Genomic DNA, 23,408 nt, shown 5'->3' with positions numbered 1-23,408 from the left:
GTCTATAAGCCGACCACCGGCGAGATCAAGCTGGACGGCGAGGCCATCCACGGCAAGTCGCCCAACCAGCTGGCCCAGCGCGGTGTCGCCCGGACCTTCCAGAACCTGCAGATCTGCCTGAACATGAGCGCCGTCGAGAACGTGATGGTGGGCGCTCACTTGCGCCTCGACCGCAACCTGGTCAAGGCCGCGCTGCGTTTCCCGGGGCTCAAGAAAGGCGACCGCGAACTGCGTGCCGAAGCGGCGCAGCTGATGGACTTCGTCGGCCTCGGCCAGTACGTCGAGGCCCGCGCCGACGCGATGTCCTACGGCGCCCTGAAGCGCCTGGAGATAGCCCGCGCCCTGGCCATGAAGCCGCGCCTGATCTTCCTCGACGAGCCGGCGGCCGGCCTCAACCCCAAGGAGACCATCGAGGTCGACCACCTGGTGCGCAAGATCGCCGATTCCGGCGTCACCGTCGTGCTCGTCGAGCACGACATGAAGATGGTCATGAACCTCTCCGACCGCATCCTCGTCCTCGACTACGGCAAGAAGCTGGCCGAAGGCACGGGAGAGGAAATCCGCAAGAACCCGGATGTGATTGCCGCCTATCTCGGCGCTCATGCATAAGAAGAGGAGAAAACATGGAATCCCTGCGCATCATCACCGAAGAACACCAGAACCTGTGGCGCATCGCCACCACCCTCGACATGGTCGCCGACGAGATCGACGCCGGCGGCAAGGTCGAGGCCCCCTTCTTCTCGTCGGTCTTCGACTACATCGAACAGTTCATGGACCGCGCCCACCACGCCAAGGAGGACGAATTCCTGTTCCGCCTGCTGCGCCAGCGCTCCGCCGAGGCCGCCGCCATCCTCGACCGCCTGCAGGCCGAGCACCGGAACGGCCCCGAACTGCTTCGCGAGCTGCGCGCCAAGCTGGCCGCGGCGGCCGGCGGCGGCGACAACAACGCCGCCTTCACCAGCGCCCTGCGCAACTACACGCAAGGCCTCAAGGGCCATATCCGCAGCGAGGAGAAGGACGCCATGCCGCTGGCCCGCGACGTCCTCACCGCTGAAGACTGGGCCGAGATCGACAAGGCCTTCCTCGACAACGAAGACCCGCTGTTCGGCGGCAAGGCCCGCGCCGAATTCCGCGAGCTGTTCCACCGCATCGCCAGCCTGGCACCCGAATCCATCGGCCTCGGCGCCCACAGCGCCGGCACCCTGCAGCCCGGCGCCGCCCCCGCCGGCGGCGACGTGCTGCTCTCGGTCAAGGGCATGGAAAGCTGCTACGGCCGCATCAAGGCGCTCAAGGGCATCGACCTCGAAGTCCGCAAGGGCGAACTGGTCGCCCTGGTCGGCGCCAACGGAGCCGGCAAGACCACCTTCCTGCGCACCCTCTCCGGCGTGCAGCCGATGAGCGGCGGGCAGATCATGTTCGACGGCGAGGACATCTCCAGACTGCGTTCCGACCTGCGCATGCGCCGCGGCATCTGCCAGAGCCCGGAAGGCCGCCAGGTCTTCGGGCCGCTGTCGATCGAGGACAACCTGCGCCTGGGCGCCTACACCCAGCCGAAAAGCCAGGTCGACGGCGACATGGAGAAGGTTTTCGCGATGTTCCCCATCCTCAAGGAAAAGCGCGCCCTGCCGGCCGGCACGCTGTCCGGCGGCCAGCAGCAGATGCTGGCCATCGGCCGCGCCCTGATGGGCCGCCCGAAGATGCTGCTCCTCGACGAACCGTCGATGGGCCTCGCGCCGCTGCTCGTCGAGGAAGTGTTCAACGTGGTCAAGGCACTGAAGGCCCAGGGCATGACCATCTTCCTCGTCGAACAGAACGCCTTCGCCGCGCTGGCCATCGCCGACCGCGGCTACGTGCTGGAAACCGGCAACATCACGCTGACCGGCACCGGCCAGGAGCTGATCAGCAACGAGCAGGTCCGGGCCGCCTACCTCGGGATGTAAGCCCACGGGGAAACCGCTCCGGCGGTTTCCCCTCCCCCCCTTGCGCCCCTGTCGGTTCATCGCCCCCTGGCGCATAATGCCTCATCACCGTGAGAGCCCGACATGCGTATTCAAGCCCAGCGATCCCTGCTGCTCGTCGTCGATATCCAGAGCGCCCTGCTGCCCGCCATCGACGGCGGCGAATCGGTGCTCGCCCACACCGCCTGGCTGCTCGACGTGGCGCAGGCGATGGGCATCCCGGCCCTGGCCACGGAACACTGCCCCGGCCGCATCGGGGTCACCGATGAACGGCTGCGCCAGCGCTTCACTCCGGAAGCCATCGTCGACAAGGAACATTTTTCCGCGGTCAGCGAAGGAGCCTTGCTGCAGGCCCCCAATGCCGAGCGCAAACAATGGATCGTCGCCGGCATGGAAACCCACGTTTGCGTCCTGCAAACCGTGCTCGACCTGCTGGCCACCGGGCGCGAGGTGTTTGTCGTCGATGAAGCGGTCGGTTCGCGCCGGCCGCGCGACAAGGAACTCGCCTTGCAGCGCATGCAGCAGAACGGGGCGACCATCGTCAGCCGCGAAATGGTCGCCTTCGAATGGCTCGAACGCGCCAATACGCCGCTGTTCCGCGACATCCTGAAACGCTTCATCCGCTGAGGCGGCAGCCGCCCCCCGGATCAGCGCGGGGGAATCGCCGCGACCGGCGCTGCCGCGCCGGCCCCGGTCATTATTTCTTGAGCAAGCCGTCGAGCAGGTCGATCATCTGGTCGATTTCCGCCGCGCTGACGTTGAGCGCCGGCATGAAGCGCAGCAGGTTCGGGCGCGGCGCGTTGAGCAGCAGGCCTGTCGGTGCCAGTTCCAGGCCGCGACGGACAATGTCCGGACCGCGCTCGTCGTCGAGGATCAGCGCGCGCAGCAGGCCCGAGCCACGCTCGCCCTGCAAGCCATGTTTGGCCGACAGTTCGAGCAGGCAGCGGGAAAGGTATTGGCCGCTGGCCTCGACCTCGGCCAGGAAGCCGGGGGCCAGCATGCGCTGGACGACCGCGACGCCGACCGCCGTCATCAGCGGGTTGCCGTTGTAGGTGCCGCCCTGGTCGCCCGGCACGAAGCAGCAGATGGCCTCGCGGGCGAGCAGCGCGGCCAGCGGCACGCCGCCGCCGATGCCCTTGCCGAGGGTCATGATGTCGGGTTCGATGCCGGCGTGCTCGTGGGCGAACAGCTTGCCGGTACGGCCGACGCCGGTCTGGACCTCGTCGACGATGAGCAGGATGCCGTGCGCAGCGGTCAGCGCGCGCAGCGCCTTGAGGAATTCGAGGTCGGCCGGGATCACCCCGCCCTCGCCCTGCACCGGTTCGAGCATGACGGCGACGGTCTTCGGGCCGATCAGCGCCTCGACCGAGGCGATGTCGTTATAGACCGCCTTCGGGAAGCCCGACACCTGCGGCGCGAAGATCGTATCCCAGCCGGCCTTGCCGGAGGCCGACATGGTGGCCAGCGTGCGCCCGTGGAAGGAATGGCCGAAGGTGACGATCTCGAAGGCGCCGTCGCGGTTCAGCTGGCCCCACTTGCGGGCCAGCTTGATCGCCCCTTCGTTGGCCTCGGCGCCGGTGTTGGCGAAGAAGACGCGGTCGAAACAGGAGTTGGCCGTCAGCAATCCGGCCAGTTCGACCATCGGACCGTTGTAGAAGGCCGGGCTGGGGTTGAGCAGCTTGCCGGCCTGCGCGGTCAGCGCGGCGGTGATTTCCGGCGGGCAATGGCCGAGGCAGTTAACCGCCCAGCCCTGGATGAAATCGAGATAGCGCTTGCCCTGATGGTCGTAGAGCCACGAACCTTCGCCGCGCTCGAAAACGAGCTCGGGACGGCTGGTGATGGTCATCAGGGAATCGGTCGAGTACGCGCCGTATTGCATGGTGAGCTTTCCGTGGAGTGAAGCGGTAAAGATAAAGGTGCGATGTTACCGAATTACGCACGCCTTCGTCAGAAGCGCGGGGCACGATCAGGCGATCATCGGCAGCCACAGGCTGTATTTACAACCCACAGCTTGTAAATACAGCCTACAAACAATAGACTGTTATTGCAATTTACAGCCCATTACCTGTATTGCCACAGGTGCGATGAACGGAGGCAAAAGTGATTTATCCCATCAAGACCCTCAGCCAGCTCCCGCTGATCCTCAAGGGCTTTCGCAAGGAAAAGGGACTGACCCAGGCAGCCATGGCCGAAAGGTTGGGGATTACTCAGCAAAGCTATGCCCATTTCGAAGCCAATCCAGCGACTGCTACCTTGGAGCGGCTCCATACGGTACTGCGCCTGCTGGATGTCGAGATTTCACTGAACGAAACCTCGCCGGCAACCGGCAAGACCAAGCCCTCGGCCATTCCGCCAAGTGCTCAGAAGGAAAGTTGGTAAGCATGGGACGCCGTGCCAAGACGCAAAGGCTGAACATCTGGATGAACGGCATCCCGGTGGGCTACTGGGAAACGACTCGGCAAGGCGAACGCCTGGCCTACCTCCCGGAATGGCTCACGCACGAGCAATCCCGGCCTCTCTCCCTGTCGCTGCCCTTCGTACCGGGCAATACGCCCTACCAGGGCCAAATCGTCACCGACTATTTCGACAACCTGCTGCCCGACAACGACGCCATTCGCCGCCGCCTGGCGCAACGTTACCAAGCGGGCGGCACCGCACCCTTCCAACTGTTGGCCAAACTGGGCCGGGACTGTGCGGGTGCAATCCAACTCCTCCCAGAAGGCGAGACGCCGTCGGACCTCTACGCAATCAACGGCGAGGCACTGACTACGGCAGGGATCGCGCAGCGACTGCGCAACGCCACCTCGGCTCAAGCCCTGGGGCAACTGGATCACGACGCCGATCTGCGGCTGTCGATCGCCGGCGCGCAGGAAAAAACTGCCCTGCTCCGCCATGCAGGCCAATGGCTGCTGCCTCATGGCAGCACCCCGACCACCCACATCTTCAAGCTGCCGCTGGGCCTGGTCGGCCACATGCAGGCCGACATGCGTACCTCGGTAGAGAACGAATGGTTGTGCGCGAAAATCATGGCGGCTTACGGAATCCCTATCGCACGCTGCGAAATCGAGCATTTCGAGGATCAGAAAGCCCTTGTCGTCGAACGCTTCGACCGCAGCCTGGCCAGCGATGGCAGCTGGATCGTCCGCCGGCCCCAGGAAGACATGTGCCAGGCAACGGGTACATCGCCACTACGCAAATACCAGTCGGACGGCGGCCCGGGCATCGCCCACATCATGGACGTGCTGCTCGGTTCGGAGAATGCCGACCAGGATCGGAACAACTTCTTCAAAACCCAGATCATTTTCTGGCTGCTGGCCGCCACCGACGGCCATGGCAAGAACTTCAGCATCGCCCACCTCCCCGGCGGCCGCTACCGTGCCACGCCAATCTACGACGTGCTTTCTGCCCATCCGGTGATCGGGACAGGCAAGAACCGGATTGCCCCGCACAAAGCCAAACTGGCCATGGCCGTGCGTGGCAGCACCAATTACTACCTGATCGAGAAAATCCAGCGCCGGCACTGGCTGGCCCAGGCACAGCAGGTCGGGCTAGGAGCGGCGGCAGCGGAGCGCTTGATAGAGGAAGTGATTGAGGCCACGGAATTCGTGATTGGCGAGGTGGACAAGCTGTTGCCGGCAGACTTCCCCATGGATGTAGCAGAAGCCGTATTCAGCGGGATGCGCAACCACGGCGGCTTACAGACATGAATCACCCGCCGGCAGCCAACCTCGCCAGCGCCGCCTCGGCGAACTGCACATCCTGAGCCTCGCTGCCACCTGAAACGCCTATCGCCCCGACCAGCACGCCTTCGTGCTTGACCGGTAGACCGCCGCCGAAGCCGACGAAGCGGTCACGGTGCATCAGGCCGTGGCGGAGCATCTCCGTGCCTTTGGCCAGGCGGGCGTCCCACTTGGCGGTGGCCGGGCCGAAGCTGACCACCGTGTAGGCCTTATCGAGCGCAATGTCGATGGCGTGGAAGTATGCGCCCGGGTGGCGCTTGAATACCAACGGGTAGCCGGCGCGATCGACGACCGCGACGCATATCTTGACGCCGGCTTCGCTGGCGGCAGAGAGTGCTGCGTCGGCGAGTTGTTCGGCGCTACCGAGGCCGAGCGAGGCGATCATGTCAACGTCCATGCGAATCTCCATGAGCGGCGGCGACCTGCGCCAGCAGGCGCTGTCGCCGGGAAAAGAGGAAAACCACGAAAAGCAGCAGCGCTCCGCCTTCGAGCAGCAGCGTATGCCCCGCCCCCAGCCAGGAGGCGACGAAGCCGGCGAGCAGGCCGCCCAGCGCGTCGAAGCCGAAGCGGGCCGAGGTGAAGAAGGACACGATGCGCCCACGCAGCGTTTCCGGGGCGATGCTCTGCAGCACCATGTTGATGCCGACATTGCACACCGAGATGCCGAAGCCGAGGCCGACCATGCCGGCCAGCGCGAGCGGCAGCCAGGTGGTCAGCGCGAAGGCGAACAGCGCCAGCGTGCTGATCGCCACCCCGGCGACGATGGCCGACACCACGGCCGGCACCGCCTTGCGGGTGGCCAGGTAGATGGTGGACAGGAAAGCGCCGCAGCCAGCCGCGCCCCACAGCCAGCCGAGCGTCGTCGCGTCGCCGGCGAAGACGTCGCGGGCGAAGACCGGCAGCAGCACGGCGTAGGTCGAGGCGGTCAGGTTGAGGGCGACCAGCGTCAGGATCAGGGTGCGCACGCTCCATGTCTGCCAGGCGTAGTCCAGCCCCTCCCTGAACACCTCGCCCATCGAGCCCTTGGCGCGCGGCGGCGGCGTGCCGCGAACGAGCAGGATGCCGGCGATCAGCGCCAGGAAGGAAAAACCGTTGATGGCGAAGCAGAAGGCCTCCGACGTGGTGCCGAGCAGCAGGCCGGCAATCGGCGGGCCGACGAAGCGGCCGGAGTTGAACAGCATGGCATTGAGCGCCAGCGCGTTGGGCAGGTCGTCGCGGCTGCCGACGAAACTGCCGATCAGCGACTGGCGCAGCGGTGCGTCGAAGCTGCTCAGCGTGCCGAGCAGCAGGGCCATGGCGACGATGAAGGGCGTCGTGATCCAGCCGGCCCAGGTCAGCCCGGCCAGCACGAAGGCCTGCACGGCCATCAGCGCCTGCACGCCGATCAGCCACTTCTTCTTGTCCTGGCGGTCGATCCAGGCCCCGGCCAGCGGCCCGACCAGCAACTGCGGAATCAGCCCGCAGAAAGCGGTCACACCGAGCAGCGCGGCCGAGCCGGTCAGCCGGTAGACCAGCCAGGCGAGCGCCACCTGCTGGATCCACGAGCCGAGAATGGATACCGCCTGGCCGGCGAAATAGAGGCGGAAATTGCGATGCGCCAGCGCCCGCATGCCGGCGGGCAGGCGCGTTCTTGGAGCGATCGCGCTCATGCGGCGAACGGCATCGCCCGCCTCATCCGCCCGCCACCATCAAGATCGACAGCGCGGCACCGCAGACATAGGTGCCGAGCGCGCCGATGAAGCGGGCCGGGTTCGGCCGGGACATGCTCGGCCAGGCGATCAGGCCGATGACCAGCAGGAAGCGGCAGACCGTAGCCGCGACGATGAGCCAGACCGCCAGTTCGGACGGGCCGCGCCAGCCGAAGTAGAGGAACAGCACCGCCAGGAACGGGGCGAACTCCGCCGTGTTGGCATGGGCCCGGATCACCCGGTTGAGCGGCGCGTTCTTTTCCGCCGCCTGGCCGGAACCGACGCGGCTGCGGAAGCGCAGGACCGACACCGCCAGGCCGAGCAGGAACAACAGCACGCCCAGCGCAGCGGTGCAATGGATGACGACAGGATGCATGGATAAGCCTCGCGATCGGTGTTCGAATCAGCGCGCAGCGCGCCGGTAGAGCAGGTAGCCGAACACCGAGATCGTCATGGTCGCCACGATGACCCAGGCCATGGGCCGGCCGCTGCCGTCGTGAGTGTAACTGACCGCCGCGCTCGCCCACATGCCGAAGCCGAACTGGCTGGACCCGAACAGGGCGGCGGCGGCCCCGGCATTCTGCGGATAGCGCGCCATGAGCAGGCCGACGCAATTGGCGCCGAGCAGGCCGGTCATGGCGACCACGACGAACAAGCCGGCGATGACCGCCGGCAGCGCATCGCCGGCCGCCACCGCCGCCCACAGCAGCAGCGCCCCGAGCAGGCCGCTGACGCAGCCGACGCCGGCCATCGCGGCGGCGCCCCGGCTTTTCACCAGGCGGCTGTTGGCGTAGTTGGCGGCGAAGATACCCAGCGCGTTGGCCGCGAACAGCGCCCCGTAGGCCGCCGGCGACAGCTGCTGCAATTCGATGAAATAGAAGGGGCTGGCGGTGATGTAGGCGAACATCGCGGCGAAGGACATGCCGCCTGCCAGCAGCAGGCCGATGGCCACCGGATCGCAGGCCAGCCGGCCGTAGGCAGCGAAGGCAGCGGCCAGCGACAACTGGCCGCGGCGCTCGGCGGGCAGGGTTTCCGGCAGCATGCGCCAGACCACCGCCAGGCTGAGCAGCCCCCAGGCCAGCACGGCGGCGAAGGTGCCGCGCCAACCGAACCCGGCGAGCAGCGCGCTGCCGAGCAACGGGGCCAGCAAGGGCGCGATGGCCGTCACCATCGCCATCAGCGACAGCTTGCGGATGGCCTCGGTCGGCGAATACACGTCGCGGACCACGGCCCGGGCCAGCACAGAGGCCGCGCCGCCGCCCAGCGCCTGGACGAAGCGGGCGAGGATCAGTTGCTCGACCGCCGTGGCCAGCAGGCAGGCCAGGCTGGCCACCGCGAACAACGCAATGCCGGTCAGCATCACGACGCGGCGGCCGTAACGGTCGGAGATCGGCCCGTAGAACAGCATGCCGACCGCGAAGCCGGCCAGGAAGACGGTGATCGACGCCTGCACCGCCTCGGCCGACGCCGCCAGGCCGACAGCGATGGCCGGCAAGGCTGGCAAATAAAGGTCGATGGCCAGCGGCCCGAAGGCGACCAGCGCGCCGAGCAGCAAAATGAAACGGCCCTCGCGGGCCGTGTTCAGGGCGGAGGGCGTCAAGTCAGATGCCGCCCAGCGCCAGGTACTTGGTTTCCATGTACTCGTCCAGACCGTGGCTGGAACCCTCGCGGCCGACGCCCGACAGCTTGACGCCGCCGAACGGCGCCACTTCGGTCGAGATGATGCCGGTATTGACGCCGACCATGCCGTATTCGAGCTGTTTCGACACACGCCAGACGCGGCCGTGGTCCTTGGAGAAGAAATAGGCGGCGAGGCCGAATTCGGTATCGTTGGCCATCTGCACCGCCTCGGCTTCGGTCTTGAAGCGGAACAGCGGCGCCACCGGCCCGAAGATTTCCTCCTTCGCCACGGCCATGCCGGTCGTCACGTCGGCCAGGATGGTCGGCTCGAACCAGGTGCGGCCCAGCGCATGGCGCTTGCCGCCGGTCACCACGCGGGCGCCCTTGTCGGTGGCGTCCTTGACCAGTTCCTCGACCTTGCTGATGGCCGCGTCGTCGATCAGCGGACCTTGCGTGACGCCCGCCTCCATGCCGTTGCCGACCTTCAATCCGGCGACGGCGGCGGCCAGCTTGGCGGCGAAGGTCTCGTAGATGCCGTCCTGGACCAGGAAACGGTTGGAGCAGACGCAGGTCTGGCCGGCGTTGCGGTACTTGGAAGCCAAGGCACCGGCAACGGCGGCATCGACATCGGCGTCGTCGAAAACGATGAAGGGTGCGTTGCCGCCCAGCTCCAGCGACATCTTCTTGACCGTGCCGGCGCACTGCTGCATGAGCAACTGGCCGATCGGCGTCGAGCCGGTGAAGGTCAGCTTGCGGACGATGGGGCTGGCCGTCATTACCCCGCCGATGGCCGACGCCTTGCCGGTGACGACGCTGAACACGCCTGCCGGCACGCCGGCGCGCTCGGCCAGTTCGGCCAGGGCCAGCGCGGACAGCGGAGTCTGCTCGGCCGGCTTGAGGATGATGGTGCAACCGGCGGCGAGCGCCGGGGCGACCTTGCGGGTGATCATCGCCGACGGGAAGTTCCACGGCGTGATGGCGGCGCAGACGCCGACCGGCTCCTTGGTGACGACGATCTGGCGGTCCTTGAACGGCGACGGAATGACCTCGCCGTAGGCGCGCTTGGCTTCCTCGGCGAACCATTCGACGTAGGCGGCGGCGTAGGCGATCTCGCCCTTGGCCTCGGCCAGCGGCTTGCCCTGCTCGGCCGTCATCAGCGCGGCGAGGTCGTCCTGGTTGGCCATCAGCAGGTCGAACCAGCGGCGCAGGATGCGCGAACGCTCGGCGGCGGTGGTTTCGCGCCAGGTTTTGAGCGCCACGTCGGCGGCCTGGATGGCGCGCTCGGTCTCGGCGGCGCCGCAGCGGGGGACGGTGGCGATGGTGTCACCGGTGGCAGGGTTGGTGACGGCGATCGTCTCGCCGTTGTCGGCGGGGGTCCAGGCGCCGTTGATGTAGCAGGCTTGACGGAGGAGGTTCGGGTCTTTCAGGGACAGCATGATTGTTCTCCTTGGGTGTTCTTGGGGTGTTCGTGTTTGAGCGTATTCAGGTTATGTCGGTGTTGGTTGCGGCTTTCAAGCGCTGCTTTCCGCCTTGAGGGCGGAAAACAACGGTCGAAAAGGCGACACGCCCATCAGTACGCAGCACCGCTCTGCGCCGCCCCAGCCGACTTGAACTTGTCCGCCAGCGCAACGGAAGCATTCCGCAACAACAGCGCATCCACCCCAACCAGCAGGAAGCTCGCCCCGATCTGCCGATAAGCCTCCGCCGCCACCGGATCGGCCGAGAAGACCCCAGCCGCCTTGCCGGCAGCGGCAATCTTCCGGATCGCCCCCTCGACGGCGGCCTTGACCTCCGGATGCCCCGGATTCCCCAGGTAGCCCATCGACGCGGCAAGGTCCGACGGCCCGATGAACACCGCATCGACGCCTTCCACGCGCAGGATCGCATCAAGCCCGGCCAGCCCGGCCGTCGATTCGATCTGTACGATCAGGCACATTTCCTGGTCGGCCTTGGCGAAATAGCCGTCGACACCGTTCCAGCGTGCCGCGCGGGCCAGCGCCGTGCCGACGCCGCGGATGCCGTGCGGCGGATAGCGCATGGCGCGGACCAGTTTTTCGGCATCCGCCGCGCTTTCGACCATCGGCACCATCAGCGTCTGCACGCCGCCGTCGAGCAGCTGCTTGATGCGCGCGACGTCGTGATCGACGGTGCGCACTACCGGCCGCACCGGGTACTGGCCGAGCACCTGCAGTTGCTCGATGATGGAGCGCAGGTCGTTGGGGCCGTGCTCGCCGTCGATCAGCAGCCAGTCGAAACCGGCTGTGGCGACCACTTCGGCGGCATAGGCGTTGGCCATGCCGAGAAAGAGGCCGATCTGGGTTTCACCGGCGGCGAGGGCGCGCTTGAAGGCGTTGAGGGGCATGTCCATGGGGCGGGTTCCTGGTCAGACGAAGCGGGCGCTGATATTGCCCAGCGGGCCGTAATCGACATGGATTGTATCGCCCGGCACGACCTTGACGGGCCGCGTGAAGGAACCGGCCAGGATGATCTGCCCCGGTTCCAAGGCCACGCCGTGCGGCGCGAACTTCTTGGCCAGCCACGAAATGCCGTTGGCCGGGTGGTTCAGCACGCCGGCCGCGACGCCGGTTTCCTCGATGATGCCGTTCTTGTAGAGCAGCGCGGCGGCCCAGCGCAGGTCGATATCGAGCGGCTTGATCGGGCGACCGCCGAGGATGATGCCGACGTTGGCGGCGTTGTCCGAGATGGTGTCCATCACCTTGCGCGGCCGCTTGGTTTCGGGGTCGATGCGGTGGCAGCGGGCGTCGATGATCTCGACCGCCGGGGTCACGTAGTCGGTGGCCGACAGCACGTCGAAGATGGTGACGTTCTCGCCTTCCAGGCGGTCCTTGAGGATGAAGGCCAGCTCGACCTCGACCATCGGGTCGATGAAGCGCGAGCAGGGAATCTCGGCGGCGTCCTTGTAGACCATCTCGTCGAGCAGCGTGCCGAAATCCGGCTCGTTGATCTGCGACGACATCTGCATGGCGCGCGAGGTCAGGCCGATCTTGTGGCCGACGATCTTCTGGCCCTCGGCCAGCTTCATCTGCACCCAGGCCTTCTGGATGGCGTAGGCGTCGGGGATGGTGATTTCCGGGTGGTCCAGCGAAATCTGGCGCACCGGCTGGCGGGCCTTTTCGGCCTCGTGCAGGCGACGGGCGGCTGCTTCGATGATGTCTTGGCTGAGCATGGTGACTCTCCTCTCTGTCAGTTCTTCTTGTAGCGGGGGTGAATGTTGTTTTTCTTCCAGGTGCCGGCCTCGCTGAACTCGGCGATCTCCATGGACAGCGCCAGGCCGTGGCGCCCGAAGAAGGCGGCGAAGTGGTCGCTCAGCATCGCGAACAACTCGTCGCCGGTCTTTTTCTTGGCCTCGTCCGAACGCCCGGCGCCGATCTTCAGCGTCGCATGCACGAAGGCGTCGCTGGACTGGGCGCCGTCGGCGACGCAGTAGTCCTTGAGCCAGATGACGCGGGAGCGGATGCCCCCGGTCGGATATACCCCACCCTGCTCGATGAGCACCTGGTTGGATTTCTGCAACAAGCCCTTGATGTCGGCTTCCGCCGTATCGAGGTTGTCGGTGATTTCATAGATCAGATGGGGCATTCCTCGCTCCTTGCGTGAATCAGGAAACCGGCATTTCCATGCCGACGCCGCGGGTCAGCGGCGGGATACCGGCGACCGGCAGATTGACGACGACCTGGCCGGTGCCCGAGCTTTCGAAGTAGGGGCAGACGACTTCCGCCTTGCCTTCGTACTGGTCCCAGCCGATGGCGCCGAACAGCATGGCGGTGTCGTGCATCTTGCCTTCGCCGGTGCAGTACTGGGCGTATTCGGGCAGCATGCGCAGGAAGGTGGCCCATTCGCCGCCTTCCCACAGTTGCAGGGCGCGCAGGTCGACCTGCTTGTTGAATTCGCGGCTGATGCTGTTGAAGCCCTGCTCGACCAGGCGGTTTTCCCAGATCTGGTGCGACATCGAGCCGGACGCAACAATGGCCACCCGGCAATTGCTGCGGGCGACGGCCTTGGCCAGCGCCTCGCCGAGGATACGCGACTCCTCCAGCGAACCGAAGGTGCTCCAGCCGGCGATCGAGACGACCTTGATCCTGCCTTCCGGATTCATGTAGCGCATCGGCAGGATGGTGCCGTATTCGAGATCGAGCGACGGCACCCGGTGGGCGCGCGTCTTGACGCCCATGGCTGTGGCTTCCTCGGCGATCAGGTCGCCCAGCTCCGGGTTGCCCGGGAATTCGTAGGGCAGGTCCTGGATGAAGTGCGGGAACTCGTGGCTGGTGTAGTTGCCCTTGTGCACCGCGTTGTTGTTGATGTGGTAGCCGGCGTTGACCAGCCAGTGCGTGTCGAACACGATGAAGGTGTCGACCCCCAGTTCGGCGGCACGGCGGCCGAGTTCGCGCTCGGCATCGATGGCGGCCTGGCGGCAGCCGTGCGCCGGGCCCGGCTGTTCGGAAATAAGCATCGACGGCACGTGCGTGCACTTGATGGCCATGACGATTTCACCCATGAATCTGTCTCCTTTGGTCTATGGATTAGAGTTTCTCTGTCGGGTTGTCGATGGCTTTACGCTCTATTGTCAGACGGGAAAGACGACGTTGATCTGGCCGGTGCCGGACGAACCGAAATACGGCGTGACCACTTCCGCCTTGCCCTGGTAGTCCTCGGCGCCGAGCACGCCGAGCAGCATCGCCGTGTCGTGCATCATCCCTTCGCCGTGGCACTTGACCGCGTACTCGGGCAGCATGCCGCAGAAGGTCTTCCAGTCGCCGTTCTTCCACAGCTCGACGACGTGGTGATCGACGGTTTCCAGGAACGGGTCCCAGACCTTGTGCAGGAACTGCTCGGAAACGCCGTTCTGGGCGAAGCGATGCGACAGCGAGCCGGAAGCGAGCACGGCGACGTTGCCGTCGAACTTCTGCTCGATGGCCTGGCGCACGGCACGGCCCAGGGCGATGGAGTCGGCCAGGTTATGCACGGTGCACAGCGCGGAGATCGAGACGACCTTGAACTTCTTGTCCTCGTTCATGTAGCGCATCGGGACCAGCGTGCCGTACTCCAGCGCCAGGCTGGTCGCATCGTGGGCCCGGGTGTGCACACCGGCGGCAGTCGCCACCTCGGCGATGGCATGGCCGAGGGCCGGGTTGCCTTCGTACGAGAACGGCATGTTCTTGATGAAGTGCGGCAACTCGTTGGAGGTGTAGATGCCCTCCCACGCTGGCGCGCAGTTGATGTGGTAGCCGGAATTGACCAGCCAGTGCGTGTCGAAGACGACGATGGTGTCGACGTTCGCTTCGCGCATGCGGCGGGCGATTTCCTTGTGGCCGTCGATGGCCGCCTGGCGGCAGCCCTTGTGCGGCCCGTCCATTTCCGACAGGTACATCGACGGAACGTGGGTGATCTTGGCGGCGAGTACGAGTTTGCCCATGGCTTAGACTCCCCAGCGCGGGATGTGGTGGCTGCCGTACGACACGGCGATGTTCTTGGCTTCGCAGAACACTTCGTAGCTGTAGTGGTTGCCTTCGCGGCCGGTACCCGAGGCCTTGGAGCCGCCGAAGGGCTGGCGCAGGTCGCGGACGTTCTGGCTGTTGACGAAGGTCATGCCCGACTCGATGGCCTTGGCCAGGCGGATGGCGCGGCCGGTGTTGTTGGTCCACAAGTACGACGACAGGCCGTAGATGGTGTCGTTGGCGATGGCGACGGCTTCCTCTTCGGTCTTGAAGCGGATGATGCAGGGCACCGGGCCGAAGATTTCTTCCTGGGCGATGCGCATCTTGTTGTCGACGTCAGCGAAGACGGTGGGTTGCACCCAGAAACCGTTCTTGAACTTGTCGGCAACGACCGGCGTACCGCCACCGGCGACGACCTTGGCGCCTTCCTGCTTGCCGAGCTCGATGTAGTAATTGACCTTGTCCATGTGACCCTTGGAGATCATCGGGCCGATCACGGTGTTCGGGTCCATCGGGTCGCCGACCGTCAGGCGCGAGGCGCGGGCGGCGAAATCGGCGACGAACTTGTCGTAGATGCCGGCCTGGACGATGATCCGCGAACCGGCGGTGCAGCGTTCGCCGTTGTTCGAGAAGATCATGAAGATGGCGGCGTCGAGGGCGCGTTCGTAGTCGGCGTCGTCGAAGATGATGAACGGCGACTTGCCGCCCAGCTCCATCGAGAACTTCTTCAGGCCGGCGGCCTTGACGATGCGGTTGCCGGTGGCGGTCGAGCCGGTGAAGGAGATCGAACGCACATCCGGATGCGACACCAGCGGCTCGCCGGCCTTGTCGCCGAAACCATGGACGACGTTGAAGACGCCGGCCGGGATGCCGGCCTCGAGGGCCAGTTCGCCGAGGCGGTTGGCGGTCAGCGGCGACAGCTCGGACATCTTCATCACGGCGGTGTTGCCGAAAGCCAGGCAGGGCGCGGTCTTCCAGGTGGCGGTCATGAACGGCACGTTCCACGGCGAGATCAGCGCGCAGACGCCAACCGGCTGCCACAGCGTGTAGTTCAGGTGGCCGGTGTCGGAATCGTAGGTTTCGCCGTGCATGTGCTGGATCAGCTCGGCGAAGTAGTTGAAGTTGTCGGAAGCGCGGGGGATCAGCACGCGCTTGGTCTGGTTGGTAACCTGGCCGCAGTCGGCGGTTTCCATGTCGGCGATCGGCTCGACGTTGGCGGCGATCAGCTCGCCCAGGCGGCGCACCAGGCGGGCGCGCTCCTTGACCGGCGTCGCGGCCCAGCCCGGGAAGGCGGCCTTGGCGGCGGCGACGGCGGCGTTGATTTCGTCCTGGCCGCCGCTGGCGACGGTGTCGATGACCTCGCCGGTGGCCGGGTTGATGGTCTCGAAGACTTCCTTGCTGGCGACTTTTTCGCCGTTGATGATGTGCTTGATCATGGGCTGTTCTCGCTTTCTCTTAAGCGTTGGCGAAATAGGTGGCGTCGTCGACGATGGTGTTGACCAGGCAGCAGACGTTTTCGACCTCGGTTTCGATGACGTCGCCGGCCTTCACATCGGCCAGGCCTTCCGGCGTGCCGGTCAGGATCACGTCGCCCGGGTTCAGGGTCATGAAGGACGACAGGTATTCGATCAGCGTCGGGATGTCGAAGATCATGTCGGCCGTCGTGCCTTCCTGCGTCGTCTTGCCGTTGACCCGCGTCGTCAGCTTGAGTGCCATCGGGTTCGGCACGTCGGCGGCATCGACCAGCCACGGGCCGAGCGGCGTGCAGCCGTCGCGGTTCTTGACGCGCAGGTTGGGGCGGTAGAAGTTTTCCAGGTAGTCGCGGATGGCGTAGTCGTTGGCCACCGTGTAGCCGGCGACCATGCCCATGGCGTCGGCCTTCTTGACGTTCTTGCCGGTCTTGCCGATGACCACGGCCAGCTCACACTCGTAGTGCATGTAGGTGGCGTCGGCCGGGCGGCGGGTCTGCGCCTTGTGGCCGACGATGGTGTTCGGCCCCTTGAGGAAGACGAGCGGCACTTCCGGCGCCTTGAAGGCGAGTTCCTTGGCGTGGTCGGCATAGTTCAGGCCGAGCGCGAAGACGGTGCCGACCTCGACCGGCGGCAGCCACTGGAAGTCGCCTTCGTTCAGAAGACGGCCATCGGCCAGGCGAACCTTGCCCCGGGCTTCGGTCACCTGGTGAACGGCGCCCTGATACGCGATGCGTCCGTGCTTCATGCTTGTGCTCCCTGGACGATGGTGAATTGCAGGCTGCCGAGACCTTCGGCGCCGATGCACACGACGCTGCCGGCCTTGGCCTGCGGCGCCTGGTAGCGGATGCCGACAAGCAGCACGTCGCCCTGGGCGAGCGTCATCCATTCGGTGACGTCGGCCAGCAGCCTGGCCGGCGAGCGGACCAGGTCGTTCAGCGAACGGCTATCGACCACCTCGCCGTCGATCTCGGTGGTCAGCACCAGGCCGGCCAGGTCGGCCAGCGGCTTGACCGAGGAAACGGGCAGCGCGCCGTCGAAGCACTTCTCGCGGATGGCCGGGCGGTAGTAGCTGGCGTGCGGCAGGCTGAGGTCGGCGGCGAGCACGACGCCGGCCACGGCATCCAGCGCGTTGCCGGCGGCCAGGCGGCCGGCGGCGCGACCCATGACCAGGCCGATGGTGGCGGCGACTTCGACGCTGTCCGCCCCGGCCGGCAGCTCGACCGCGGAACCGCAGGCGACGCGGGTGTTGGCCGGCTTGATATAGAGCACCGGCGCCTTGGGCGCGCCCTTGTAGGGTGCCTCGTCGAGGGAACCGATTTTTTGCAGCGATGCGTTGTCATTGAGGATGACGCCGTACACCGTGCCGCTGACTTTCTGTTTGATCATGCTGTGAAGACTCCGATCAGCCGAGATAGTGGACCAGGCCGAGGCACAGGACCGGGAAGAAGACGAGCGCAATGATGCGGATGAAGTCGGAGGCCAGGAAAGGCATGACACCGAACGCGGTATCCTTCATCGGGACATCCTTGGCGATCTTGTTGATGACGTAGAGGTTCATGCCGACCGGCGGATGGACCAGGCCGATCTCGACGACCATCAGGGCCAGGATACCGAACCAGATCGATTTGTCCTCGACAGCCATGCCGAAGAAATCCAGCCCCATGACCATCGGATAAAAAATGGGGATGGTCAAGAGGATCATGGCCAGCGAATCCATCACGCAGCCGAGCAGGATGTAGATGAGCAGGATGGCGAACAGCACCACCAGGGCCGGCAGGCCGCTGTTCTGCACCCACAGCGCCAGTTCGGTCGGCATCTGCGACAGGGCCAGGCTGGAGTTGAGCAGGTCGGCGCCGATCAGCACCATGAAGATCATGCCGGTGGCGTGGGCGGTGCCATAGACGCTCTGCAGGAAATCCTTGCTGCGCATGCCGCCGGACACCGCCGCGATGATGCCGCAGGCGGCGGCGCCGATCGACGCAGCCTCGGTCGGGTTGGCCCAGCCGCCGTAGATGCCGACGATGACCACCAGGAAGACGCAGAGCACCGGGATGATGTTGATCTGGGCCTTGATCATGTCGCCGAACTGCACCTTCTTGCCGGCCGGGCCGGCATTCGGGTCGCGACGGACGATGAAGGCGATGACCAGGATGTAGCCCAGCGCGGCGATGATGCCGGGAACCACGGCGGCAACGAACAGCTTGCCGATGGATTCCTGGGTCAGCACCGCGTAGATGACCAGCGGCACCGACGGCGGGATCAGGATGCCCAGCGTGCCGGAAGCGGCCAGCGTGGCGGTGGACAGCTTGCCGGAATAGCCGTTGGCCTTGAGTTCCGGCAGCGCGACCTGGCCCATGGTGGCGGCGGTGGCCAGCGACGAGCCGCAGATGGCGCCGAAGGCGGCGCAGGCGGCCGTCGAGGCCATGGCCAGGCCGCCGCGCCAGTGGCCGATCAGCGTACCGGCCGCCTTGAACAGCGCCTTGGACAGGCCGCCGTGGGTGGCGAACTGGCCCATCAGGATGAACAGCGGAATGACCGCCAGGTCGTAGTTCGACACCCGGGCATAGACCAGGTTGTTCAGGGTGTACAGCAGGCCGGAGGTCTCGCCGGCATTCATCACCAGATAGATGCCGGCACCGGTGATGAACATCGCCATGGTGATATGCACCCGCACGGCGAGCATGGCCAGCAGGCAGCCGAAGCCGATCAGGCCGATGGCAGTACCGCTCATTTGTGGGCTCCCGGAATTTTCTTGGTCGGATGGAAATGGGCGTAGGCGCGATAGAAGGCGCACACCGCCATGAGCACGATGCCGGGCACCAGCAAGGCCGTCGGAATCCACAGCGGCAGCGAGACCAGCGTCGTCACCTCCTGCGATTCGTGGGTGGCGATGGCCGACAGCACGGTGCGCCAGGCGAGCACCACCGAGATGCCGCCGAGCAGCAGCTCGGCGACGCCGTCGATGGCGCGCTTCAAGGAATCGCGCATGTTCTCGGTGAAGAAATCGACCTTGATATGCTCGCCGAGCAGGGTGCAGTACGGCAGGAAAGCCGTCGCCGCGACCGCCGTGCCGGCCTGCATCAGCTCGATGTCGCCGTTCACCGAGCCGAAGCCCAGCTTGCGGCCGACAATCGACACCAGCGACATGGCGATCAGGGCGATGAACAGGACGCCGCCTGAAATCGCCATCGCCTTGCCGGCCACGATCAGGTAGTGCTCGACCTTGTCGTGCTCCACCAGCTCATGGGGCATGCCCATCGGATCTTGCATGCTGTTCTCCTCGATCCCTGTTTTACTTGGTGGTGCCGGTCAGTTCGCGGGCGGCGGCAATCAGCTTCTTGCCGTCCAGGCCCTTGTCGCCGACCTGCTTGGCCCACTCGTCCTCGACGCTGGCGGTGGCCTGCTTCATGGCCGTCACCTGGACCGCGCTCAGCGTGGTGATCTTGTTGCCCTGCGCGGCGATGCGCTTCTTGGTATCGGCCGCCACCTCGTCGAACATGGCGCCGAACTTGCCGACCATGACCTCGCCGCTGGTCTTGTCGACGATGGCCTTGAGGTCGGCCGGCAGGCCGTCGTACTTCTGCTTGTTCATCAGCACGGTGAGCACGGTGGCGGTCGGGTGGGCGACGCCGTTGTCCGGCTGCAGGTGGAACTTGGTGACTTCCGACAGCTTGGTCGGATAAACCAGTTCCCAGGCGCCGAGCGAACCGTCGACCACGCCCTTGGCGATGGCTTCGGTGACCTGGGCCGGCGGCATGGCGACCGGCTGGCCGCCCAGCGCGGCCAGGGTCTTGGCGCCGACGCGGGTCGAGGTGCGCAGCTTGAGGCCGGAAAAACCGGTCAGGCCGGCGATCTGCTTGCTGGCGGTATGCACCGCCTGGCCGCCGTCGGTGTGGAAGGCCAGCACCTTGTAGGCGGCGAATTCCTGCTGGGCGTTCTGCTGGTAATACTTCCACAGCGCCTTGGAGCTGGAGGTCGCATCCTTGACCATGAACGGCAGCTCGAAGGCCTCGATGGCCGGGAAGCGGCCGGCGGAATAGCCGGGGCCGGTCCACACCACGTCGGCGACGCCGTTCTTGACCTGGTCGGCGAGCTGGGCCGGCGTGCCGCCCAGCTGCATGGCCGGGTAGAACTGGCACTTGATGCGGCCGGCGGACAGCTTGCCCATCTCGTCGCACCACGGCTGCAGCACTTTCTGCTGGGTCGGCGCGGCCGAGGGCAGGAAGTGGGCGATCTTGAAGGTGACTTCCTGGGCGAAGGCCGGGACGGAAACGGCCATGGCGCCGATCAGGGCAAAGTGACGGTAGTTCATTCGACATCTCCTCGACGAGATGTGGGTCGGACCCACGTTTATTAACATGTTAGTGATCAAATTAAATCACTACGATGTTAGCGAGTCAACAGCTCTCCGAACTTTTTTTAGCCGGCGGGATGGCGGTAGATCCGGAAGCGGCCGCCGCGAAAATCAACCTCGTTTTCGAGGCCGGCGCCGACGGCCACGGCGACCCGGATCGAGGCTTGGTTGTCGCGATGAATGAAGCTGATCGGCGGCTGTCCCGGATAGGCCGCGGCCGCCATTGCCTGCACCGCACGGGCCGCTTCGCTGGCATAGCCGCGCCCCTGGAACTCGGGCAGCAGCGCCCACTTGATCTCGCGCTCGGGGAAATCGGCGGGATACCACAGGCCGGCGGTGCCGACCATCACCCCGCTCGCCTTGTCCTCCAGCGCATAGGGGCCGTAGCCGCGCAGCAGCCAGTGCCCGGCCAGGGTCGCCGTCAGCCGCCAGCTTTCGCCCTCGCTCAGCACCCGGCCCAGCGTATGGCGGGTGCACTCGGGGTTGCTGTAATGGGCATGCATGCCGCGCCAGTCGTCCTCGCGAAACTGGCGCAGGATCAGGCGGTCGGATTCGATCCGGGTCGGTATCTCGAATTGGCTCATGGTTGAAGCACCAAAAAAAACCGGCCGCACGCGGCGACCGGAAACTCCGCAGAGGAGAGATGAACGCAGGGAGAACTCAGGACTTCATGACCTTCAGGGTCTGGATCGAGGTGTATTCGGCCAGGCCGTGCTCGCCGAACTCGACGCCGATGCCGGACTGCTTGACGCCGCCGAACGGGGCATTGGGCTGGATGGCACCGTGCTCGTTGACCCAGGCGGAACCGCACTCCAGGCGCATGGCCAGCGCCGCGGCCCTGGCCGTATCCTTCGACCACACCGAGCCGCCCAGGCCGTTCGGGCTGTTGTTGGCGCGGGCGATGACCTCGTCGATATCGCTGTACCGGATGATCGGCAGGATGGGGCCGAACGGCTCCTCGTCGACCAGGCGCAGGCCGTCGGTCACATCGGCCACGATGGTCGGCTCGTAGAAGTAGCCGGGGCCGGCCTTGCGCTTGCCGCCGCAGAGGAAGCGGCCGCCGTGGGCGCGGGCGTCCTCGGCCAGTTCCTCGACCTTGGCCAGTTGCGCGGCGTTCTGGATCGGGCCGAGCTGGGTGTCCGGACTCATGCCGTCGCCGACCACGACGCTGCGCGCCAGGCTGGCCAGTTCGCCGCACAGTTCGTCGTAGATGCTGTCATGCACGTAGAGGCGCTTCAGCGCGGCGCAGGTCTGGCCGTTGTTGTGGAAGGTGACGCCGAACAGCTTGGGGGCGATGGCCTTGACGTCGACATCCGGCAGCACGATGCCGGCATCGTTGCCGCCCAGTTCCAGCGTCAGGCGCTTGAGGTTGCCCGAGGCGCTGGCCATGATGCGCTTGCCGGTCGCCGTCGAGCCGGTGAACACGATCTTGGCGATGCCCGGATGGCCGGTCATGGCCGGGCCGACATCGGAACCGGCGGCGCCGGTGACGAAATTGAGCACGCCCGGCGGCAGGATGGCGTTGGCCAGCTCGGCGAAACGGGCGGTGGCCACCGGCGTCATCTCGGACGGCTTGAGGACCACGGTATTGCCGGCGCGCAGCGCGGGAATGACGTGCCAGATGGCGATCATCAGCGGCCAGTTCCACGGCGTGATCGAGCCGACCACGCCGAGCGGCTTGCGATGCACCTCGACGCGCGCCTCGGCGTTGTCCTGCACCACTTCCACCGGCAATTCCAGGTCGGCCGTGACGTGCGTCCAGGCGATCGAGCCACCGACTTCCATGCCCGCCCCGACGCCGTTCAGGCCGCCCTGCGGCTTGCCGGTTTCCAGCGTGACCAGGCGCATCAGCTCCGGCATGTTGGCTTCGAGGGCGGCGCCCAGCGCATGCATCAACTGCTGGCGCTCTGCATCCGGCTTGCGGCTCCAGGCCGGGAAAGCGGCCTGCGCGGCCTTGACCGCGGCATCGACATGGCTGGCGTTGCCGGCCTGGGCCAGCGCGAAGGCCTCGCCGGTGGCCGGGTTGATGACCGGGAAGGTGGTCACCGCCTGGACGGCCTGGCCGTCGATCTGCATGGAAATGGTTTGCATGGATGTCTCCTGTTGTCGGGTTGTTTTATGGGGTGCCGAAGCTGTCGGTGACCACACCGCGCCGCGAGAAGCGGACCAGCCCCTGGCTGCCGGCCAATGCGGCGGTCAGCGACAGGCGATCGTCGCGCTGTTTCCAGGTGAAGCTTACGCCGCCGTCGGTGCTGTCGAGCAGCACGCCGTCCAGGCTGGTGCCGTACACGTGGCCGTCGCCTTCGACCAGGTCGGTGACCGAGCTCTTGCTGCCGCTGACCACCGGCGACCAGCTCTTGCCGTCATCGGTGCTGCGGTAGAGCGAGCCGCGCAGGCCGCCGACGAGCAGCGTGCCGTCCTTGAGCGCGACGCCGGTCCACAGCGAGCCCTTGTAGCCGGTATTCAGGTATTGCCAGCTCTGGCCGCGGTCGGCGCTGCGCAGCACCATCCCGCGCTCGGCGGCGACGAACAGCTCGCCCTTGGCCGAAGCGAAGATCCGGAACAGGTTGCGGTCGGCCTTGCCGCCGTCCGGCGGTGCCGGCAGGTCGAGCGGCATCCAGGTCTTGCCGCCATCCTGGGTACGCAGCAGCAGCGACCACAAACCGACGGCGATGCCCTCCCGGGCGCTGGTGAAATGCACCGAGAACAGCGGCCGGTCCTCCTGGGTTTCCAGGCGCTGGATGGTCCAGTTCTCGCCGCCGTCGGCGGTATGGATGATGGCGCCCCACTGGCCGACCGCCCAGCCGTTCCTGTCGTCGGCGAAATGCACGGCGGTCAGCGTCGAGGAGACCGGCACCGAGGCGGCCTGGCGGAAGCTCTTGCCGCCGTCGTCGGAAAGCAGGATGGTGCCGTAGTCGCCGACCGTGACCAGGCGCCTGCCGGCATGGGCGGCGCCCTGGATCGGGGCCTGCGCGGCGGCAGCGCTCTTCTGGGCCGGCTGCGCCTGCAGCGGTGCCGGGGCGGCCGGCGCCTGGGCCAGGGCCGGCGCGGCGAGCAGGCTGCCGAGCAATGCGGCGATCACGGTGGAAGTACGGAGCTTCATGGCTTGCTTGTTCATGT

25 protein-coding genes are annotated in these 23,408 nt (G+C 66.1%); 5 read left to right on the top strand and 20 right to left on the bottom strand.

What is annotated here, in order from left to right:
* The 3 genes from Q0P59_RS14670 to Q0P59_RS14655 form a co-directional block, all read left to right on the top strand.
* Window positions 1–609: ATP-binding cassette domain-containing protein (locus Q0P59_RS14670; RefSeq protein ID WP_295007557.1), on the top strand; the 609-nt coding region annotated here is incomplete at its 5' end.
* A gap of 14 nt (window positions 610–623) precedes the next feature.
* Window positions 624–1,940 (top strand): ATP-binding cassette domain-containing protein, encoded by a 1,317-nt coding sequence (locus Q0P59_RS19690; RefSeq protein ID WP_366090873.1) that lies wholly within the window; start codon window positions 624–626, stop codon window positions 1,938–1,940.
* A gap of 102 nt (window positions 1,941–2,042) precedes the next feature.
* Window positions 2,043–2,585, top strand: a complete 543-nt coding sequence (locus Q0P59_RS14655) for an isochorismatase family protein (RefSeq protein WP_295007555.1) — start codon at window positions 2,043–2,045, stop codon at window positions 2,583–2,585.
* Between the two features lie 70 nt (window positions 2,586–2,655).
* Here Q0P59_RS14655 and Q0P59_RS14650 read toward each other — a convergent pair whose 3' ends face one another.
* On the bottom strand, window positions 2,656–3,837 hold the full coding sequence (locus Q0P59_RS14650) for an acetylornithine transaminase (RefSeq protein ID WP_295007553.1): 1,182 nt from the start codon (window positions 3,835–3,837) through the stop codon (window positions 2,656–2,658).
* A 221-nt stretch (window positions 3,838–4,058) separates the two neighbouring features.
* On the opposite strand from Q0P59_RS14650, the gene Q0P59_RS14645 reads away from it, so the two are divergent.
* Both Q0P59_RS14645 and Q0P59_RS14640 read left to right on the top strand, forming a co-directional pair.
* Complete coding sequence (locus Q0P59_RS14645; RefSeq protein ID WP_295007551.1) at window positions 4,059–4,337, top strand: helix-turn-helix transcriptional regulator; 279 nt, start codon at window positions 4,059–4,061, stop codon at window positions 4,335–4,337.
* Window positions 4,338–4,339: 2 nt separating this feature from the next.
* Window positions 4,340–5,665 (top strand): type II toxin-antitoxin system HipA family toxin, encoded by a 1,326-nt coding sequence (locus Q0P59_RS14640; RefSeq protein WP_295007549.1) that lies wholly within the window; start codon window positions 4,340–4,342, stop codon window positions 5,663–5,665.
* A 1-nt stretch (window position 5,666) separates the two neighbouring features.
* Here Q0P59_RS14640 and Q0P59_RS14635 read toward each other — a convergent pair whose 3' ends face one another.
* The 19 genes from Q0P59_RS14635 to Q0P59_RS14545 all read right to left on the bottom strand — a co-directional run bounded on the left by Q0P59_RS14635 (window position 5,667) and on the right by Q0P59_RS14545 (window position 23,406).
* Entirely contained in the window at window positions 5,667–6,095 is a 429-nt protein-coding gene (locus Q0P59_RS14635; protein WP_295007547.1) for a heme-binding protein, read from the bottom strand.
* Window positions 6,085–7,347, bottom strand: a complete 1,263-nt coding sequence (locus Q0P59_RS14630) for an MFS transporter (protein ID WP_295007545.1) — start codon at window positions 7,345–7,347, stop codon at window positions 6,085–6,087. Before Q0P59_RS14630 ends, Q0P59_RS14635 begins: the two co-directional genes overlap by 11 nt.
* Before the next feature lie 22 nt (window positions 7,348–7,369).
* Window positions 7,370–7,762, bottom strand: coding sequence for an MAPEG family protein (locus Q0P59_RS14625; protein ID WP_295007543.1), 393 nt, complete (start codon window positions 7,760–7,762; stop codon window positions 7,370–7,372).
* A 27-nt stretch (window positions 7,763–7,789) separates the two neighbouring features.
* Window positions 7,790–8,986, bottom strand: a complete 1,197-nt coding sequence (locus tag Q0P59_RS14620; RefSeq protein ID WP_295007541.1) for a Bcr/CflA family multidrug efflux MFS transporter — start codon at window positions 8,984–8,986, stop codon at window positions 7,790–7,792.
* 1 nt (window position 8,987) lies between these two features.
* Window positions 8,988–10,445 (bottom strand): NAD-dependent succinate-semialdehyde dehydrogenase, encoded by a 1,458-nt coding sequence (locus tag Q0P59_RS14615; RefSeq protein ID WP_366090875.1) that lies wholly within the window; start codon window positions 10,443–10,445, stop codon window positions 8,988–8,990.
* A gap of 131 nt (window positions 10,446–10,576) precedes the next feature.
* Window positions 10,577–11,374 carry an HpcH/HpaI aldolase/citrate lyase family protein gene (locus tag Q0P59_RS14610; RefSeq protein ID WP_295007537.1) on the bottom strand — a complete coding sequence of 266 codons (798 nt, stop codon included), beginning with the start codon at window positions 11,372–11,374 and terminating at the stop codon, window positions 10,577–10,579.
* A 15-nt stretch (window positions 11,375–11,389) separates the two neighbouring features.
* Window positions 11,390–12,193, bottom strand: a complete 804-nt coding sequence (hpaH, locus tag Q0P59_RS14605) for a 2-oxo-hept-4-ene-1,7-dioate hydratase (protein ID WP_295007535.1) — start codon at window positions 12,191–12,193, stop codon at window positions 11,390–11,392.
* Between the two features lie 17 nt (window positions 12,194–12,210).
* Window positions 12,211–12,606 (bottom strand): 5-carboxymethyl-2-hydroxymuconate Delta-isomerase, encoded by a 396-nt coding sequence (locus Q0P59_RS14600; RefSeq protein WP_295007533.1) that lies wholly within the window; start codon window positions 12,604–12,606, stop codon window positions 12,211–12,213.
* Between the two features lie 19 nt (window positions 12,607–12,625).
* Window positions 12,626–13,522: a 3,4-dihydroxyphenylacetate 2,3-dioxygenase gene (hpaD, locus tag Q0P59_RS14595; RefSeq protein WP_295007531.1), complete on the bottom strand. Its 897-nt coding sequence runs from the start codon at window positions 13,520–13,522 to the stop codon at window positions 12,626–12,628.
* A 69-nt stretch (window positions 13,523–13,591) separates the two neighbouring features.
* A complete protein-coding gene (gene hpaD, locus Q0P59_RS14590) occupies window positions 13,592–14,440 on the bottom strand; it encodes a 3,4-dihydroxyphenylacetate 2,3-dioxygenase (protein ID WP_295007529.1) in 849 nt (282 codons plus the stop codon).
* Between the two features lie 3 nt (window positions 14,441–14,443).
* Window positions 14,444–15,898: a 5-carboxymethyl-2-hydroxymuconate semialdehyde dehydrogenase gene (gene hpaE, locus Q0P59_RS14585; RefSeq protein WP_295007527.1), complete on the bottom strand. Its 1,455-nt coding sequence runs from the start codon at window positions 15,896–15,898 to the stop codon at window positions 14,444–14,446.
* Between the two features lie 19 nt (window positions 15,899–15,917).
* On the bottom strand, window positions 15,918–16,679 hold the full coding sequence (locus Q0P59_RS14580) for a fumarylacetoacetate hydrolase family protein (protein ID WP_295007525.1): 762 nt from the start codon (window positions 16,677–16,679) through the stop codon (window positions 15,918–15,920).
* Window positions 16,676–17,320, bottom strand: coding sequence for a fumarylacetoacetate hydrolase family protein (locus Q0P59_RS14575; protein WP_295007523.1), 645 nt, complete (start codon window positions 17,318–17,320; stop codon window positions 16,676–16,678). Before Q0P59_RS14575 ends, Q0P59_RS14580 begins: the two co-directional genes overlap by 4 nt.
* A gap of 16 nt (window positions 17,321–17,336) precedes the next feature.
* Window positions 17,337–18,665, bottom strand: a complete 1,329-nt coding sequence (locus Q0P59_RS14570) for a TRAP transporter large permease (RefSeq protein WP_295007521.1) — start codon at window positions 18,663–18,665, stop codon at window positions 17,337–17,339.
* On the bottom strand, window positions 18,662–19,204 hold the full coding sequence (locus tag Q0P59_RS14565) for a TRAP transporter small permease (RefSeq protein WP_295007519.1): 543 nt from the start codon (window positions 19,202–19,204) through the stop codon (window positions 18,662–18,664). The genes Q0P59_RS14570 and Q0P59_RS14565 overlap by 4 nt, the downstream gene beginning before the upstream one ends.
* A 22-nt stretch (window positions 19,205–19,226) precedes the next feature.
* Window positions 19,227–20,246 (bottom strand): TRAP transporter substrate-binding protein, encoded by a 1,020-nt coding sequence (locus Q0P59_RS14560; protein ID WP_295007517.1) that lies wholly within the window; start codon window positions 20,244–20,246, stop codon window positions 19,227–19,229.
* Window positions 20,247–20,353: 107 nt separating this feature from the next.
* Window positions 20,354–20,872, bottom strand: a complete 519-nt coding sequence (locus tag Q0P59_RS14555; protein ID WP_295007514.1) for a GNAT family N-acetyltransferase — start codon at window positions 20,870–20,872, stop codon at window positions 20,354–20,356.
* Window positions 20,873–20,948: 76 nt separating this feature from the next.
* Window positions 20,949–22,379, bottom strand: a complete 1,431-nt coding sequence (locus Q0P59_RS14550; protein ID WP_295007512.1) for an aldehyde dehydrogenase family protein — start codon at window positions 22,377–22,379, stop codon at window positions 20,949–20,951.
* 25 nt (window positions 22,380–22,404) lie between these two features.
* Window positions 22,405–23,406 carry a YCF48-related protein gene (locus Q0P59_RS14545; protein ID WP_295007510.1) on the bottom strand — a complete coding sequence of 334 codons (1,002 nt, stop codon included), beginning with the start codon at window positions 23,404–23,406 and terminating at the stop codon, window positions 22,405–22,407.
* Window positions 23,407–23,408: the final 2 nt, after the last annotated feature.

Origin of the sequence: uncultured Dechloromonas sp., assembly GCF_945957265.1 — a bacterium.
GTDB lineage: Bacteria > Pseudomonadota > Gammaproteobacteria > Burkholderiales > Rhodocyclaceae > Azonexus.
Note: the sequence above shows the minus strand (reverse complement) of the source record. Positions and strands in the feature narration are given on the sequence as shown.

Excerpts from the sequence above, each read along its gene's own strand:
- Q0P59_RS14635 (WP_295007547.1), bottom strand. The coding sequence starts at position 6,095 with ATGGACGTTGACATGATCGCCTCGCTCGGCCTCGGTAGCGCCGAACAA.
- Q0P59_RS14555 (WP_295007514.1), bottom strand. The coding sequence starts at position 20,872 with ATGAGCCAATTCGAGATACCGACCCGGATCGAATCCGACCGCCTGATC.
- Q0P59_RS14545 (WP_295007510.1), bottom strand. The coding sequence starts at position 23,406 with ATGAACAAGCAAGCCATGAAGCTCCGTACTTCCACCGTGATCGCCGCA.
- Q0P59_RS14655 (WP_295007555.1), top strand. The coding sequence starts at position 2,043 with ATGCGTATTCAAGCCCAGCGATCCCTGCTGCTCGTCGTCGATATCCAG.
- Q0P59_RS14560 (WP_295007517.1), bottom strand. The coding sequence starts at position 20,246 with ATGAACTACCGTCACTTTGCCCTGATCGGCGCCATGGCCGTTTCCGTC.
- hpaD (WP_295007529.1), bottom strand. The coding sequence starts at position 14,440 with ATGGGCAAACTCGTACTCGCCGCCAAGATCACCCACGTTCCGTCGATG.
- Q0P59_RS19690 (WP_366090873.1), top strand. The coding sequence starts at position 624 with ATGGAATCCCTGCGCATCATCACCGAAGAACACCAGAACCTGTGGCGC.
- Q0P59_RS14550 (WP_295007512.1), bottom strand. The coding sequence starts at position 22,379 with ATGCAAACCATTTCCATGCAGATCGACGGCCAGGCCGTCCAGGCGGTG.
- Q0P59_RS14650 (WP_295007553.1), bottom strand. The coding sequence starts at position 3,837 with ATGCAATACGGCGCGTACTCGACCGATTCCCTGATGACCATCACCAGC.
- Q0P59_RS14575 (WP_295007523.1), bottom strand. The coding sequence starts at position 17,320 with ATGATCAAACAGAAAGTCAGCGGCACGGTGTACGGCGTCATCCTCAAT.
- Q0P59_RS14580 (WP_295007525.1), bottom strand. The coding sequence starts at position 16,679 with ATGAAGCACGGACGCATCGCGTATCAGGGCGCCGTTCACCAGGTGACC.
- Q0P59_RS14640 (WP_295007549.1), top strand. The coding sequence starts at position 4,340 with ATGGGACGCCGTGCCAAGACGCAAAGGCTGAACATCTGGATGAACGGC.
- Q0P59_RS14610 (WP_295007537.1), bottom strand. The coding sequence starts at position 11,374 with ATGGACATGCCCCTCAACGCCTTCAAGCGCGCCCTCGCCGCCGGTGAA.
- hpaD (WP_295007531.1), bottom strand. The coding sequence starts at position 13,522 with ATGGGTGAAATCGTCATGGCCATCAAGTGCACGCACGTGCCGTCGATG.
- hpaE (WP_295007527.1), bottom strand. The coding sequence starts at position 15,898 with ATGATCAAGCACATCATCAACGGCGAAAAAGTCGCCAGCAAGGAAGTC.
- hpaH (WP_295007535.1), bottom strand. The coding sequence starts at position 12,193 with ATGCTCAGCCAAGACATCATCGAAGCAGCCGCCCGTCGCCTGCACGAG.
- Q0P59_RS14570 (WP_295007521.1), bottom strand. The coding sequence starts at position 18,665 with ATGAGCGGTACTGCCATCGGCCTGATCGGCTTCGGCTGCCTGCTGGCC.
- Q0P59_RS14630 (WP_295007545.1), bottom strand. The coding sequence starts at position 7,347 with ATGAGCGCGATCGCTCCAAGAACGCGCCTGCCCGCCGGCATGCGGGCG.
- Q0P59_RS14565 (WP_295007519.1), bottom strand. The coding sequence starts at position 19,204 with ATGCAAGATCCGATGGGCATGCCCCATGAGCTGGTGGAGCACGACAAG.
- Q0P59_RS14600 (WP_295007533.1), bottom strand. The coding sequence starts at position 12,606 with ATGCCCCATCTGATCTATGAAATCACCGACAACCTCGATACGGCGGAA.
- Q0P59_RS14625 (WP_295007543.1), bottom strand. The coding sequence starts at position 7,762 with ATGCATCCTGTCGTCATCCATTGCACCGCTGCGCTGGGCGTGCTGTTG.